This window comes from Chromatocurvus halotolerans, assembly GCF_004340525.1.
GTDB lineage: Bacteria > Pseudomonadota > Gammaproteobacteria > Pseudomonadales > Halieaceae > Chromatocurvus > Chromatocurvus halotolerans.
In genome coordinates this window covers 177,500-192,133 of record NZ_SLWX01000001.1, presented here as the reverse complement: position 1 = coordinate 192,133, position 14,634 = coordinate 177,500, and the positions used below count along the sequence as shown (strand labels likewise).

At 63.4% G+C, this 14,634-nt stretch carries 12 protein-coding genes; 6 read left to right on the top strand and 6 right to left on the bottom strand.

The window, feature by feature from the left end; genetic code table 11:
- Positions 1–49: 49 nt before the first annotated feature.
- The 4 genes from hrpA (at position 50) to EV688_RS00870 (ending at position 6,473) form a co-directional block, all read left to right on the top strand.
- Positions 50–3,877, top strand: a complete 3,828-nt coding sequence (gene hrpA, locus EV688_RS00885; protein ID WP_117316434.1) for an ATP-dependent RNA helicase HrpA — start codon at positions 50–52, stop codon at positions 3,875–3,877.
- A gap of 119 nt (positions 3,878–3,996) precedes the next feature.
- Complete coding sequence (locus EV688_RS00880; RefSeq protein ID WP_117316432.1) at positions 3,997–4,686, top strand: MlaA family lipoprotein; 690 nt, start codon at positions 3,997–3,999, stop codon at positions 4,684–4,686.
- A gap of 118 nt (positions 4,687–4,804) precedes the next feature.
- The gene (locus EV688_RS00875; protein ID WP_117316430.1) at positions 4,805–5,986 is read left to right on the top strand and encodes a PP2C family protein-serine/threonine phosphatase; all 1,182 of its coding nucleotides are present in this window, start codon (positions 4,805–4,807) and stop codon (positions 5,984–5,986) included.
- A gap of 1 nt (position 5,987) precedes the next feature.
- Positions 5,988–6,473: an STAS domain-containing protein gene (locus tag EV688_RS00870; RefSeq protein ID WP_117316429.1), complete on the top strand. Its 486-nt coding sequence runs from the start codon at positions 5,988–5,990 to the stop codon at positions 6,471–6,473.
- On the opposite strand, the gene EV688_RS00865 is transcribed toward EV688_RS00870, so the two are convergent.
- The 6 genes from EV688_RS00865 to EV688_RS00840 are packed head-to-tail and all read right to left on the bottom strand — an operon-like array spanning position 6,474 to position 12,680.
- Positions 6,474–6,926: a tellurite resistance TerB family protein gene (locus tag EV688_RS00865; protein WP_117316427.1), complete on the bottom strand. Its 453-nt coding sequence runs from the start codon at positions 6,924–6,926 to the stop codon at positions 6,474–6,476.
- Positions 6,923–7,876 (bottom strand): transaldolase, encoded by a 954-nt coding sequence (gene tal / locus EV688_RS00860; protein WP_117316425.1) that lies wholly within the window; start codon positions 7,874–7,876, stop codon positions 6,923–6,925. Before tal ends, EV688_RS00865 begins: the two co-directional genes overlap by 4 nt.
- 43 nt (positions 7,877–7,919) lie before the next feature.
- Positions 7,920–8,900, bottom strand: a complete 981-nt coding sequence (gene dusA, locus EV688_RS00855; protein ID WP_117316423.1) for a tRNA dihydrouridine(20/20a) synthase DusA — start codon at positions 8,898–8,900, stop codon at positions 7,920–7,922.
- Between the two features lie 17 nt (positions 8,901–8,917).
- Positions 8,918–9,976: an ABC transporter ATP-binding protein gene (locus EV688_RS00850; protein WP_117316422.1), complete on the bottom strand. Its 1,059-nt coding sequence runs from the start codon at positions 9,974–9,976 to the stop codon at positions 8,918–8,920.
- Positions 9,973–11,640, bottom strand: coding sequence for an ABC transporter permease (locus EV688_RS00845; RefSeq protein ID WP_205686566.1), 1,668 nt, complete (start codon positions 11,638–11,640; stop codon positions 9,973–9,975). Before EV688_RS00845 ends, EV688_RS00850 begins: the two co-directional genes overlap by 4 nt.
- The gene (locus EV688_RS00840) at positions 11,631–12,680 is read right to left on the bottom strand and encodes a Fe(3+) ABC transporter substrate-binding protein (RefSeq protein ID WP_117316418.1); all 1,050 of its coding nucleotides are present in this window, start codon (positions 12,678–12,680) and stop codon (positions 11,631–11,633) included. The genes EV688_RS00845 and EV688_RS00840 overlap by 10 nt, the downstream gene beginning before the upstream one ends.
- A 291-nt stretch (positions 12,681–12,971) precedes the next feature.
- On the opposite strand from EV688_RS00840, the gene kynU reads away from it, so the two are divergent.
- The gene (gene kynU / locus EV688_RS00835) at positions 12,972–14,210 is read left to right on the top strand and encodes a kynureninase (protein WP_117316417.1); all 1,239 of its coding nucleotides are present in this window, start codon (positions 12,972–12,974) and stop codon (positions 14,208–14,210) included.
- Positions 14,211–14,257: 47 nt separating this feature from the next.
- Positions 14,258–14,593, top strand: a complete 336-nt coding sequence (locus EV688_RS00830) for an antibiotic biosynthesis monooxygenase family protein (protein WP_117316415.1) — start codon at positions 14,258–14,260, stop codon at positions 14,591–14,593.
- The last annotated feature ends 41 nt before the right edge of the window (positions 14,594–14,634 follow it).

Genomic DNA, 14,634 nt, shown 5'->3' with positions numbered 1-14,634 from the left:
ACCCTCAGCCCGGGCGGCGCGGGCCACCCGGACAGGCGCTTGACACCCCATGCAAGAAGCTGAAAAAGCCCCACGCGACGTTCCGCCGGTCACGTATCCCGAGGAGCTGCCGGTTGCGCAGCTGCGGGGAGAGATTGCCCGCGCGATCGCCGCAAACCAGGTGGTTGTGGTGGCAGGGGAGACCGGTTCGGGCAAGACGACGCAGCTGCCGAAAATCTGCCTCGAGCTCGGGCGCGGCCGCGTCAGGCGCATCGGTCACACCCAGCCGCGCCGACTCGCCGCGCGCAATGTGGCACAGCGGATCGGCGAGGAGCTGGGTACGCCTCCGGGTGCGCTGGTCGGCTACCAGGTGCGTTTCCAGGACACCATCGGCGACTCGACGGCGGTCAAGCTGATGACGGACGGCATATTGCTGGCGGAGCTGCAGCGCGACCGCCAGCTCTCCCAGTACGACACGCTGATTATCGATGAAGCCCATGAGCGCAGCCTGAATATCGATTTCATTCTCGGCTATCTGCGCCAGCTGCTGCCCCGCCGACCCGACCTCAAGCTGATCATTACCTCGGCAACCATTGACGTCGAGCGCTTCGCCGAGCATTTCGAGGGCGCGCCGATCATTCAGGTGCCCGGGCGCTCCTACCCTGTAGAGACGCACTATATCGAGCGGCCCGCCGACCAGCTCAATGAGCGCGACCAGCAGGAAGATATCCTCGAACAGCTGCGTCTGATACGCGATGGCTATTATGGCACGCGTGGTGACATTCTCGTTTTTCTTCCAGGAGAGCGGGAAATCCGCGAGCTGGCCCGGGCGCTGCGCGGCGAACCGGGCCTGGAGACACTGCCCCTTTACGCGAGGCTGAGCCAGGCCGAGCAGGCGCGGGTGTTCAATCCCGGCAAACAGGCCGGCCTGCGCGTGGTTCTGGCGACAAACGTCGCCGAGACCTCACTCACGGTCCCGGGTATCCGCTACGTCATCGACCCCGGGGACGCGCGTATCAGTCGCTACAGCGCGCGCTCACGCATCCAGCGTCTGCCCGTGGAGCCTGTGTCCCGCGCCAGCGCGGATCAGCGCCAGGGTCGCTGTGGCCGGGTGGCCGCGGGCGTGTGCCTGCGTCTGTACAGCGAGCAGGACTATCTGCAGCGGCCGGCCTATACCGATCCGGAAATCCTGCGCACCAACCTGGCTGCCGTCATTCTGCAGATGCTCTACCTGCGCCTGGGTGAGGTTCAGGACTTCCCGTTCATCGAGCCGCCCGATCCGCGGATGGTGCGCGAGGGATATCGGCTGCTCAACGAACTGGGCGCGGTGGACCGGGGCCATCGACTGACCGCGCTTGGCAAGCAGCTCGCCCGACTGCCGGTGGACCCGCTTCTGGGGCGCATGATTCTTGCTGCGCAGAGCGATGGCGTCGTCGCCGAGGTGCTGGTGATTGCCAGCGCACTGGCGGTGCAGGATCCGCGGGAGCGACCTGCAGACAAGCAGCAGCAGGCCGATCAGGCGCACGCGCGCTTCCGGCATCCACGCTCGGATTTTCTCGCCTGGCTGAATCTGTGGCGCTACTACGAGGAGCAGCGTCAGCGCCTCAGCCAGAACCAGCTGCGCAAGCTCTGCCAGCGTGAGTTTCTGTCATTCATGCGCATGCGCGAATGGCGGGACATTCACCGCCAGCTCAGCATTGCCTGTCGTCAACAGGGGATTGCGGTGCCCCCGCTGGCGTCCGTGTCGACCGATGCCGGCGACGCCGCTGACAAGCCCGGCACTGACGGCGTGGACGCCGTGACCCGCACCAGCCGTGCCGCAAATGGCGCCGTTGACTATGCCGGCGTACACAAGGCCCTGCTCGCGGGTCTGTTGGCGAACATCGCCCAGCGCGACGAGGGTCGCGAGTATCTCGCTGCCCGGAATCGCAAAGTGCAGGTATTCCCGGGCTCGGTGCTGCACGTCAAACCCGCCCCCTGGCTGGTGGCGGCGGAAATCGTCGAGACCAGCAAGGTATATGCGCGCACGGCCGCCGCTATCGAGCCGTCCTGGCTGCTGCATATCAACCCGCGTCTGCTCAAGCGGCATCATTACGAACCGCGCTGGCAGAAAGCCCAGGGCCGTGCTGTCGCGACGGAGCGGGTCACTCTCTTCGGGCTCACCATCAGCGACGGCAAGCCCGTGCATTATGGCCCGATTGATCCCGCTGTCTCGCGGGAGCTGATGCTGCGCGAAGGACTGGTATCGGGGCGCTGGCGTTCGCCGCCGGAGTTCCTGCGTCACAACCTGGCGTTGATGGAGGAGATCGCCGACCTCGAGGCGCGCACACGACGGCGCGATATTCTGGTGGATGAAGAGGCCCTCTACCGTTTCTACGATGAGCGGGTTCCGCCGGACATCTTCACTGCGGCAGCGCTGGCGCGCTGGGTGAAGCGAATCCCCGATGTCGACTCTCAGCTGAAGGCCCCCCGCGATCTGCTGCTGGCAAATGATCCCGGTGCCGCGGTAGGGGAGCTGTTTCCCGATCATATCGACTGGGAGGGTGTGTCCTATCCGCTGAGTTACGAGTTCGATCCCGGTGGCGAGCGCGACGGTGTCTCGGTAACGGTGCCCGTTGCCTTGATGAACCGCGTGCCGCGCCATCGTTTCGACTGGCTGGTTCCCGGGCTGCTGAGAGAAAAGTGCATTGCACTGCTGCGGGCATTGCCCAAGGCAACGCGAAAGCATTTCGTGCCTGCGCCAGACGTGGTCGATGCCGTTCTTCCGGTGCTCACGCCGGCCGATGTCCCGCTGCGTGAGGCGCTGGCACAGGCGCTCAGCCGTCGCGGTGGCGCCAGGGTATCGGCGGCGGACTGGTCGGCAGACGCTCTCGAGCCTTTCTACTCCGCCAATATCAAGGTAGTCGACGAGCAGGGTGCGGTACTTGGTGAGGGGCGGGATCTCGCGGCGCTTGTCGATCGTTTTCGGGATCAGACGGCCCTTGAGGTCAGTGCCACCGGCGATGCGGGGCCGCGCAGAAGCGGGCTGCTACGGTGGGAGTTTGGCGATCTTCCGGCGCAGTGGCATTTCACACAGTCAGGCATGGAAATCGTTGCCTATCCCGCGCTGGTCGACCGCGGCGATAGTGTATCCATCGAGCTGTTCGATTACGCGGATGAAGCCTGGCTGTCACACCGGCTGGGGCTGGCGCGCCTGCTGCAGCTCGGCCTGTCACGGCCGGTAAAGCAGCTGCGCAAACAGCTCCTGCGCGGGAACGAGAATCAGCTGATGCTGGCAGCGGCAGGTCTGGAGCGCGATGTCCTTGTGGATGAGATGTTGTCTGCCATCGTGCTGAATGCCAGTGGGCTCTGGGGGGGAGACTGCCGCAGTGAAAGCGGGTTCCGCGACGCCTTGAGTGAAGGAAACCGGCTTCTCGTGAGTGTCGCCCAGGACGTCGAGCAGATCATTATCAACACTCTGAGACCGCTGGCGGCCCTGAGACCGCGCCTGACCCGGGAGGCGCGCGTCTGGACGGAAGCGGCGAGCGATGTGGAGCAGCAGCTCGCGGACCTGCTGCGCCCCGGGTTTCTCGTGGAGACGGCGCCGGCGTCTCTTGCACAGTTCCCCCGCTATCTGAAAGCGGTTGAGGTCCGCGTCGAGCGGATGCCCGCCCAGCCGCAGAAGGATGCACAGTGCCAGGCGCTGCTCGAGGGGCTGCGCGAGCCGCTGGAAGACGCGCGTGAGCGGCATTCAGGCCTGCTTCTGTGCAGCGTGGAAGCGGCCCGCTACTGGCTGATGCTGCAGGAATTCCGCGTCTCGCTGTTTGCACAGCACCTGGGGACATCACAACCGGTGTCGGAGAAGCGTCTGCGGCGGCAGTGGCAGGTTGTCGAGGAAGCCCTCAGGGGATGGAATTAATCATCGCCCCAGACGTCTACCTGGTCACAAGCCGGAATGCGCACCTGCCGGCGTCTCGTGTTACTCTTTCGCGGCTAAAGAAGAGGATAGAAACAGAAAAAATGCTGTTGAGAGCTGTTATGGCAACGTTGTTGCTGGCGTGTGCCAGCGCCAGCGTCGACGCCCGCAATGATGATCCCCTGGAGGCGATTAATCGGCCCCTTTTCGTCATGAATGATGTCATTGACCGGGGTGTCCTGAAGCCGGTAGCCCGGAGTTACGACCGTGTGGTGCCGCGCCCCGCGAAATCCGGTGTCTCGAATTTCTTTGCCAATCTGCTGGACGTGACCAACACTCTGAACTCGCTGCTGCAGTGGCGTCTGGGGGAGGCGGGCACCAGTGCCAGTCGTGTGGCGGTAAATTCCACGCTTGGCATGTTCGGCCTGTTTGACGTTGCCTCGGATATGGGTATCAAGCGCGAGCGCACAGATTTCGGCCAGACCCTGGCCGTCTGGGGCGTGCCCGAGGGGCCCTACATCATGGTTCCACTCCTGGGTCCGCGTACGCTGCGCAGCGGCACGGGCACGGTCTTCGACACGCTGGCCTCACCCACCGCACAGGTCGATCAGGTGGCGCTACGCAACAGCATGTTTTTTCTGGAGCTGGTGAGCCTGCGCGCCCAGTTGCTCGAGGCGGACCAGCTGATCTCGGGAGATCGCTACATTTTCGTGCGTGATGCCTATCTGCAGCAGCGTCGCTCATTCATCAGCGGCGGCGACGTCCAGGACGATTTTTCGGATTACGAGGATGACTGGGCAGAAGAGTTCTGAGGACCCGGGGTCGTGTGGCGGAAAAGTGTGAATTGTTGCCCAAACCCGTCCCTTCGACTTGTCTGCGCGAAAATGGCGGCGTAGTGTCCGCATACGTTTTCCAGCAAAGAGCCCCAGGATGACACACAGCGGCAAGGTGCTGGTCATCGACAACGATCCGGACCGCGCAGGTCGACTGATGCAGCTGGTAGAGAATGCCGGTTTTACGGTCGAGTCTGCGAACAACGTCGCCAATGCATCTTCCACGCTCAGTGCAGCCAGCGAACTTGACGTGATTCTCAGCGATCTTGACCTGGAGGACGTGAGCTGGGGGGATACCTCACGCACACTCACTGAGATGAACGTCGTGGTCCCCGTGATCATGTTCAGCGACGAAGCCTCGGCGGAAAACATGATGGCCGCTCTCAGGCTGGGCGCCAGTGACTTTTTCCATCGCCCCGTGGAGAATCCCGAGGCTCTGTTTCAGTCGATGGATCGCTGCGTACGGCAGCGCCAGATGAGCCGGGAACTCAGGCAGTCGCGTCGCAGGCTGGAGCGCGCCAATCGCGAGCTCAACAGCACGGTCCGGGTGCTGGAGCAGGACCAGCAGGCCGGTCGGCAGGTGCAGATGCGAATGCTGCCGGCGACGCCTCTGGTTCTGGGGGATTATGTCTTCAGTCATACCGTGATTCCCTCGCTCTACCTGAGCGGTGATTTCACGGATTACTTTACGGTGGGCACAGACTACGTGGTGTTCTTCATGGCCGATGTCTCCGGCCATGGCAGCTCATCCGCCTTCGCGACGGTCCTGCTGAAAAACCTGTTTGCGCGCAAGCGTTCCGACTTTCTGCGTCGCAGCGATGCCACGGTGCTGTCACCGGTAAAAATGCTGGAGTTGGCGAACAAGGAACTTCTCGACCTCGGGGCTGACAAATTCGCTACGATGATCGTCGCGGTGCTCGACATGGTGGCAAACCGGTTGACCTACAGCATCGCCGGACACCTGCCGCTGCCCGTCCTGGTGTCGGGGCGTGGCGCGGAGTATCTTAGCGGCGGCGGGACGGCGGTCGGCATGATGCCGGAGTCCGACTTCAGCCAGCAGTCAATCGATCTGCCCGACACCTTTATGCTGGCGCTGTTTTCAGATGGCATTCTGGAAATTCTGCCACCCAAGAATCTGATAGAGAAGGAGCAATTCTTTCTGGACGTTTTTCGCCGCGAGGATGAGTCACCGGCTACCCTGGTCACGCGCCTGGGTCTGGATTCCGTGGAAACCGCGCCGGACGATATTGCGGCGCTGTTCCTGAGCAAGAGACTGTGAGGTGACGCAGGGCCGGGTGATGGCAGCCACGCAGGGGGGTGCCTATGTTCTGCGTCTCACCGGGGATGTGCGCATGACGCTGTGCACCTCCATCGACGAGTATATTACACAGATGCTCGACGACCCCGCCTTCGCCAGCGTGTGGATAGACCTGTGTGACGTCGAGGGGCTCGACAGCACCACCCTCGGGCAGCTTGCGCGCCTTGCCCAGCGTGTCTATTCCCAGCACGGATTCCGACCGGCGATCTACAGTTGCGACGATGGTATCAATCGGCTGCTTCACAGCATGGGCTTCCAGCGACTGTTCGAACTGCACGAAAACGCCTGTAACGACAGCTCCGTCGAAGTTGAGGATATTCCCCTGGTTCCGGGCAGCGAGGACGCGGTAAAAGAGCGCGTAATAGAGGCCCATCGTGCCTTGATGGGTGTCAGCGACGAAAATGCCGAGCGTTTTCGGGACCTCATGGCCGTGCTCGAGGCCTCCTGATCAGTCGGCGGCGTTGGCCGCGGAAAGCTTGGCCCTGATGTAATCTTCATGAGCGACATACACCAGGTCGGCGACGCGGCGGATCAGGTGCTCCTCGTACTTGTCGACATTGCCATCGGCGTAAGCGACCCGCCACATGTCGCCGACCAGCTGGGTTTTCTGGGTGGGCGTGAAGTGATCGTTAACGATGCGAGTGAACTGGTAGAGAGACGTCGCCGCATCCACCTCCTCATTCGCCAGGCGCAGCAATTCCCCGACTTCATTGTCTGACAGCCCCAGGCTGCTTTGCAGCATTGCCATCATCGACGCCTCTTCAACGCCGTCCTGTGTGAAGTCGGCCCGGGCGGTCTCGATCAGCAGCGCTGCGGCGGCAAGATGACGGCGATGCTCAGGGCTGGCATCGTCGTTGTCTGGCGTGTTGATTTCAAACAGTGTAGACAGTGCTTTTATCATGTCTGGCTGATGACCTTTTCCAATTTGAGCTGATCGGCAATGAAGTTGCGGATACCCTCGGCGAGTTTCTCCGTGGCCATGGCGTCAGCGTTGAGCCCGAGGCGAAAGCTCGACGCTGTCGGCACAATGCGTGGCTCTTCGGTGCCTGCGGTTTCCGGGCTCAGCCGCCGGGGCAGGTGGCCCTCATCCTGTGCCATGTCCTCAAGCAGCGCCGGGCTGATGGAAAGCCTGTCACAGCCGGCCAGCGCCTCAATCTCGCCGGTATTGCGGAAACTGGCGCCCATGACCACGGTGTTGTAGCCGTAATGCTTGTAGTACGCATAGATCCGGCGCACCGATTGCACGCCGGGGTCGTCCTCGGCGCTCGCCAGGGTCAGGTCAGAGTGGGCCTTGTGCCAGTCCAGTATGCGGCCGACAAAGGGCGATATCAGATAGGCACCGGCATCGGCACAGGCGACCGCCTGGTCGAAACCGAAAAGCAGCGTCAGGTTGCAGTTGATGCCCTCGCGCTCGAGTTCGGCGGCGGCGCGTATGCCTTCCCAGGTGGAGGCGATCTTAATCAGTACACGGTCGCGGGAAATGCCCGAGGCTTCGTACAGTCCGATCAGTCGCCGCGCGCGCTCCAGGGTGGCGTTGCTGTCAAAGGACAGGCGCGCATCTACCTCCGTTGAAACCCGTCCCGGTATGAGTGCCAGAATCTCCCGGCCCACGTCCACCGCGAACCGGTCACAGCAGTTGGCCAGCTGCTGTGCCTCGTCGCCGCCTTGCCCGGCTGCCCACTCCCGCGCGCGCTGCATCAGTTCCGCGTAGTGGGGCAGGGCAGATGCCTTCAGCAGCAGGGAAGGGTTGGTGGTTGCGTCAATCGGTTTGAAGCGGCGGATCGCCTCTATGTCCCCGGTATCGGCAACCACTTCCGTCATGGTCCGCAGCTGGTCGAGTTTGGATGTCATGCTCTGTCTCCCATGGGTACCGCAGGGGCAGGAAGTGCGGCACTCAGGCCGCTACGCCATGCATCGCCTGCACCGCATCCTGAAGTACCCGGCCTTCCGCGCCGGGTCTGTGTGCGTTTTCGCTGAGATGGCGGCGGAAGCGTCGGGCGCCGGGACGACCGGAAAAAAGTCCCATCATATGTCGCGTGATGTGTTTGAGCGCGGTGCCTGAGGCAAGTTCACTGTCGATGTAGGGCAGCATGCGGTCGACCACCGCGTGCGGCGTCGTTACCGGATCGCTGTCGCCGTAGAAATACGAGTCCACCCGGGACAGCAGCCAGGGGTTCTGGTAGGCCTCACGGCCAAGCATGACGCCGTCGACGTGGGCGAGGTGAGTGCTGCAGGCCTCGAAATCACGAATACCGCCGTTGATGATGATTTCCAGTGCGGGGAAGTCGCGCTTAAGCCGGTACACCCAGTCATAATTGAGCGGCGGAATGTCGCGATTTTCCTTCGGCGACAGACCCTGCAGCCAGGCTTTGCGGGCGTGCACGATGAATGTTCCGCAGCCGGCTCTGGCAACCGGCTCGATAAAAGCCAGCATGTCCTCGTAGTGCTGCATGTCATCAATGCCGATGCGATGCTTCACCGTGACCGGCAGATCGCAGGCGTCGCGCATCGCCGCAACGCCTGCGGCGACGCGCTCCGGCTGTGCCATCAGGCAGGCGCCGAACGCGCCGGACTGCACGCGGTCGGACGGGCATCCGCAGTTCAGGTTGACCTCGTCGTACCCGAAGTCCTGGGCCCAGCGCGCGCAGCGCGCAAGATCGGCGGGGTCGCTGCCACCGAGCTGCAGTGCCACCGGGTGCTCCTCGGCGCGGAAGCACAGGAAGCGTTCGCGGTCGCCGTGGATCAATGCGCCGGTCGTGACCATCTCGGTGTACAGCGGCGCCCGGCGCGTCAGCTGTCGCCAGAAGTAGCGACAGTGCCGGTCGGACCAGTCCATCATCGGGGCAGTGGTGAATGTGCGATCAATTTTCCGCATAGCGCCAGTATACCCGTTCAGGTAAATACCTGATGCTCACCGTTGAAAATTACCACGTGCTGCAGGTTGAAACGCACGGGCAGCAGGCTGCCCTTGTCGGCCGCGATGTGGCTCGGGGCCAGGCAGGGCACGTGCTGCCCGTCGGGCAGCAGCAGCTCATACAGGAAGTTGGCGCCGCGGAAGGCGCGTTCTACCACACGCAGCTGGATAGCGCTGCTCTCGTCATATTCGATGTCATCCGGGCGGATCAGCAGTCGCAGCTGTTGCCCGGGCGCGAATGAGCGGGATTTCATGTCAAGCACGCCGAGGCGATCGTTCAGTTCGCCGTCAGCGTTCACCGTGACATCGATCAGACTGCCGCCGCCAATGAACTGGGCGACAAAGGCGTTTGCCGGCCTGTGGTAGAGGTTGTAAGGCACGTCTGTCTGGTCGATATGGCCGTCGTGCAGCAGGCTGACCTGGTCCGCCATGGCGAAGGCCTCGTGCTGGTCGTGCGTGACCAGTATGGCCGTTACGCCGTCGGCCTTGAGCAGGTCGCGGACCTCCGACGCCAGCTGGGTGCGCAACTCACTGTCGAGGCTGGAGAAGGGCTCGTCCAGCAACAGAATTTCCGGCCCCGGTGCAAGCGCCCGGGCCAGTGCCACGCGCTGCTGCTGTCCGCCGGAGAGTTCATGCGGCCAGGCCCCGGCGTAATCGTCCAGGGACACCATTTTCAGCAGGCGCCTGACCCGGGACTCGCGCTCCCGTCGCTGCAGGTGGCGCAGACCGAAACCGACATTCGCACTGACATTCAGATGCGGGAACAGCGCAAAGTCCTGGAAAACCATACCGACCCGGCGCTGTTCCGGACTGACCTGCATGTCCGGCGTGCTCAGGACGCGTCCGCGGACGCTGATCTGGCCTTCGTTGATCGTCTGGAAGCCGGCGATGGCACGCAGCAGCGTGGTCTTGCCGCAGCCCGAGGGCCCGAGCAGGCAGCCGATCTCGCCTTTGTTCAGGGTGATGCTGGCGCTATCGACGGCGGTAAAATCACCGAAGCGTACGCTGACGCGGTTTACATCGAGCTGCTGGGTCATGAAGCGGCGTTGTCACTGGCCATATTCCGGGTGAGAAGGATAACAGGCAGCAGACCGATCAGCACGATTGCCAGCGCCGGTAGTGCGGCATCTGCCAGTCGTTCGTCCGACGCCAGTTCGTGAGCGCGCACCGCGAGCGTGTTGAAATTGAAGGGCCGCAGTATCAGGGTTGTTGGCAGCTCCTTGAGCACGTCGACAAAGACCAGCAGCAGGGCGGTCAGGAGACTGCCGCGCAGCATGGGAATATGAATGCGACGCAGCAGGGACAGAGGCGGATAACCCAGTGACCGCGCCGATTCGTCGATGCTGGGACGTATGCGCGCGAGGCCGGATTCCACCGTCTGCAGGGAAACCGAAAGAAAGCGCACCACGTAGGCGAACACCAGCGCGCCGAGGGTGCCGCTGAGAAGCAAACCGGAAGATACCCCCAACGTCTCACGAAGCCAGCTGTCAACGACATTGTCGAACCAGGCAAAGGGTATCAGCACGCCCACCGCGATCACCGTACCCGGCACGGCGTAACCCATGCTGACCACGCCGTTCGCCGTGGTCTGGGCAAAGCCGGGGAAAAGGCGCTTGCCGTAGCCGAGGAACAGGGCGAGCAGCAGGCAACAGGCGGCGGCAATCGCGGCGAGCAGGAAGCTGTTGCCCGCGAGCGCGAGGAAGGCTGGCTGAGCCGCGCGCGCGGGATCCTGTAGGACCCAGATGGCCAGCTGGGAGGCGGGCAGCAGGAAACCGGAAACGAGAATTGCCGACGCCAGACCGACGGCTGTGACTGCGCGCCAGCCGCACAGGGCGATCCGACGCGGTGGCTGGCGCGTCCCGGTGCGGTAGAAACGCAGGCGTCGGCGCGACTGGCGCTCCAGAATAAAGAGCATGAACACGAACAGCATCAGGAATGCGGCGAGCTGTGCGGCGGTCTGCAGTTCGCCGAGGCCATACCAGGTGCGGAATATGCCGGTGGTGAAGGCGCTGACGCCGAAGTAGGAAACGGTCCCGTAGTCGGCCAGGGTCTCCATGAGCGCCAGGCTGACACCCGCTGCAATTGCCGGTCGTGCGAGCGGCAGGGCGACCCGGAAAAACGTTGCCGGCAGGGTTTTTCCCAGGCTTCGGCTGGCCTCCAGTACCGCCGTGGATTGTTCCTGGAAGGCGACGCGGACAAGCAGGTAGGTGTAGGGGTAGAGCACCAGCGACAGCATGCAGACGGCGCCGCCCAGCGAGCGGATTTCAGGAAACCAGTAGTCGCCATAGCCCCAGCCGAAGGTATCGCGAAGCAGGCTTTGCACCGGTCCCGCGTAGTCCAGCATTCCGGTATAGGTGTAAGCAATGATGTAGGCGGGCATCGCCATCGGCAGCAGCAGTGCCCAGCTGAAGAAGCGTCGACCGGGAAACTCGCACATGGCAGTCAGCCAGGCGGCACTGACGCCCAGCAGCAGTGTACCGGCACCGACACCCAGCATCAGCAGAACGGAGTTGACGACGTAGTCGCCGAGCACCGTGTCTATCAGGTGCTCCCACGCTGGACTGTACCCGCCGAACAGACTGCCGATGATCACCAGAACCGGCAGGGCAATGACCAGCGAGGTTGCGAGCATGCCGCCGCGCCACAGGGAAATGCGGCGCGGCCGGTGGACAGTAAGGTCAGCGCTTGCGGCTATTTCCAATTCGCACGGTCCATTGCCATCACTGCCTGTGCATTCAGCCGGCCCAGCTCGCTGACATCAAGAGCATCCGCCTTGAAGTCACCCCATGCCTGCAGCAGTCGGCTGTGCGGGACACCGTCGCGCACCGGGTATTCATTATTGGTCTCCGCGTACCAGCGCTGGCTGTCCTCGCGAACCAGAAACTCGATCAGCTGGCGTGCCAGGTCGGGTTGCTCGCTCGCGCGGGTGACCCCGGCTCCGCTGATGTTGATGTGGGCACCGCGGTTGGATTGATTGGGCCAGAGCAGCTCTACCTGCTCCGCTGCCTGGCGTTCCTCGTCATTGTCGGACTGCAGCATCGCACCGAGGTAATAGCTGTTGACCAGCGCAACATCGCACTGGCCGGCAGCCACAGCCTTGATCTGGTCGCGGTCACCGCCCTGCGGCGGGCGCGCGAAGTTGCGCACGAAGCCGTCCAGCCAGGCCTGGGTCTGCGCGCTGTCCTGCTGTGCGAGCATGCCGGCTACCAGAGACTGGTTGTAGATGTTGCCCGACGAGCGCACGCAGATTCGACCTTTCCACTGCGGGTCGGCGAGATCTTCGTAATCCTGGAGCTCGTCGGTATTCACGCGATCCGGCGCGATGATCAGCACCCGGGCACGAACCGATAGTCCGTACCAGAGATTGTCCGGGCTGCGCAGATTTGCCGGAATTGCTGCTGTCAGCACATCAGAGGAGACCGGCTGCAGGACGCCCGCCTGCCTGGCACGGTACAGGCGACCCGCGTCGCTGGTCAGCAGGACGTCCGCGGGGGAATTGCGGCCCTCCGTCGTCAGCCGGGTAATCAGTGCGTCCCCGCTTCCGGTAACCAGGTTGACCTCGACACCGGTTTCGTCGCTGAAGCGGTCCAGCAGAGGCTTGATCAGGGCTTCCTGGCGCGCCGAGTAGATGTTCAGTGTTTCTGCGACAGTGCCAGCGGACAGGACTGCCGTGGTGACGGCGGCTGCAAACAGCACAGTCAGTCGGGTCCCGGGGCGTCGAGGGGAGTGCGTGGTCAACATGCGAACCTCTTGCTGTGAAAAAGTGATAACGCTAATTATTCTCATTAAACTGTGCGATTGCAATACCTGCCAGGGTCGGTATCCGCGAGATCTGCCATCGCGTCATGCAGCGGGGCGTCGAGTCTACCCAATCACCGCAGTCTGTGCCGGGTGGTCCGCCGGGCGAGCTGACATTGGCAACGCGCGCTGTGGAAGCTAGGATAGCGGCCATGCCAGAGGACCCCCAGATATGTGCCTGAAATCACTTGCCCGCCGGGCGCTGCTGCGCGCGATAGTCGCCGTGCTGGCACCATGAACCGTCGGGACGAGGCCACCCGGCTCGACAGCCACGATCCGCTGCGCGCCATGCGCGATGCCTTTGCGTTGCCGCAGGATCGGGTCTATCTGGATGGAAATTCGCTGGGGGCTCTGCCGCGCTGCGTGAGCGAGCGCGTGCGGGCTGTGGTGGATCAGCAGTGGGGACGGGATCTGATTACCAGCTGGAATGTGCATGGGTGGGTGAACCTGCCGCTCAGCGTGGGTGAGAAGATAGCGCCGCTGATCGGTGCAGCGCCGGGGCAGGTAGTCTGCTGTGACAGCATCTCCGTCAACCTGTTCAAGCTGCTGGCGACGGCGCTGGGATTGCGCCCCTCGCGACGGGTTGTTCTCACCTGTGCCGGTGATTTTCCGACCGATGCCTACATGGGGCAGGGACTGCACTCGCTGCTCGGAGCGGAGCGCTGCGAGATGCGAGCCGTTGGCGTTGGCGAGTTGGCGGATGCGCTGGATGAGACGGTGGCCGTGCTGATGATGACCGAAGTCGACTTTCGCAGCGGCCGGCGCCACGATATGCGCGAGCTGACGGCGGCCGCGCATGCCTGCGGTGCGCTGGTACTCTGGGACCTGGCGCACAGCGCCGGGGCGCTTCCGGTAGACCTCGATGATTGCGGTGTGGACATGGCCGTTGGCTGTGGCTACAAGTTCCTCAATGGCGGACCCGGTGCGCCGGCATTCCTGTACCTCGCGCAGCGGCACCACAATCAGGTAACGCAGCCACTCAGCGGCTGGTTCGGACACGCGGCGCCGTTTGCCTTCGATCCCGATTATCGGGCGGCTCCGGGCATCAGCGCCTACCAGGCTGGCACACCCGGGGTGATCGGCATGCAGGCGCTGGATGCGGCCCTCGACCTGTTCACTGGACTGGAGCCTGCGAGCCTGCGCCGGAAATCCCTGGCGCTGACCGGATTTTTTATGGAGGGTGTGGCGGCCGACCCGGCGCTTGCCGCGATGGAGGTGCTGACACCGACCGAAGAGGCCCGGCGTGGCAGCCAGGTGTCCCTGCGCCACCCGGAGGCCCACGCGATTGCCCAGTGCCTGATTGCCGCGGGTGTCATCGTGGATTTCCGCGATCCGGATATCGTACGCTTCGGGTTTGCGCCGCTTTACAACAGCTTTACCGATGCGGCCATCGCGCTGCAGTGCCTGTCAACGGTGCTGTCAGCGGGGGCCTATGCGAATGAGCGCTACCGCCAGCGGGCGCAGGTTACCTGAGCGGGGTTGATCGCCGACTGGCGAGGCGGGCGCAGGGAGTCTAACGCATGCACTACATTTTCAAGGTCACTATCGGCCCCGGTTACTCGGCCGAACAGTATGCCGAGGCCTGGATGCGCGCCAGCGCGTTCATTCAGCGCGCGCCGGGAGCACTGGGCACCCGCCTGCACCGCAGCCTGGATGACCCGAATGTCCTGCTGGCTATCGCCACGTGGGAATCCAGGGCCGCGAGGGACGCCATGGAAGCGGATCCTCCGACTGAAGTAAAGGCCATCATTGCCGGGCAGACCCCGTTCGTGGATATTGAACTGATCGGCGAGTTCGATGCGCCGGAGTGGACAGTACTGCCGGAGGATCTGCCGCCGCGCAGTTCAGACCGGTAGCCCTTGCCCGCACGCTGCGCGCTGTCATCGCCCCCACGCAA

What these genes read in the sequence shown, in the direction of transcription:
- EV688_RS00830 (WP_117316415.1), top strand. Translation starts at nt 14,258, where the DNA reads ATGCACTACATTTTCAAGGTCACTATCGGCCCCGGTTACTCGGCCGAA.
- hrpA (WP_117316434.1), top strand. Translation starts at nt 50, where the DNA reads ATGCAAGAAGCTGAAAAAGCCCCACGCGACGTTCCGCCGGTCACGTAT.
- EV688_RS00850 (WP_117316422.1), bottom strand. Translation starts at nt 9,976, where the DNA reads ATGACCCAGCAGCTCGATGTAAACCGCGTCAGCGTACGCTTCGGTGAT.
- EV688_RS00875 (WP_117316430.1), top strand. Translation starts at nt 4,805, where the DNA reads ATGACACACAGCGGCAAGGTGCTGGTCATCGACAACGATCCGGACCGC.
- tal (WP_117316425.1), bottom strand. Translation starts at nt 7,876, where the DNA reads ATGACATCCAAACTCGACCAGCTGCGGACCATGACGGAAGTGGTTGCC.
- kynU (WP_117316417.1), top strand. Translation starts at nt 12,972, where the DNA reads ATGAACCGTCGGGACGAGGCCACCCGGCTCGACAGCCACGATCCGCTG.
- dusA (WP_117316423.1), bottom strand. Translation starts at nt 8,900, where the DNA reads ATGCGGAAAATTGATCGCACATTCACCACTGCCCCGATGATGGACTGG.
- EV688_RS00880 (WP_117316432.1), top strand. Translation starts at nt 3,997, where the DNA reads ATGGCAACGTTGTTGCTGGCGTGTGCCAGCGCCAGCGTCGACGCCCGC.
- EV688_RS00840 (WP_117316418.1), bottom strand. Translation starts at nt 12,680, where the DNA reads ATGTTGACCACGCACTCCCCTCGACGCCCCGGGACCCGACTGACTGTG.
- EV688_RS00865 (WP_117316427.1), bottom strand. Translation starts at nt 6,926, where the DNA reads ATGATAAAAGCACTGTCTACACTGTTTGAAATCAACACGCCAGACAAC.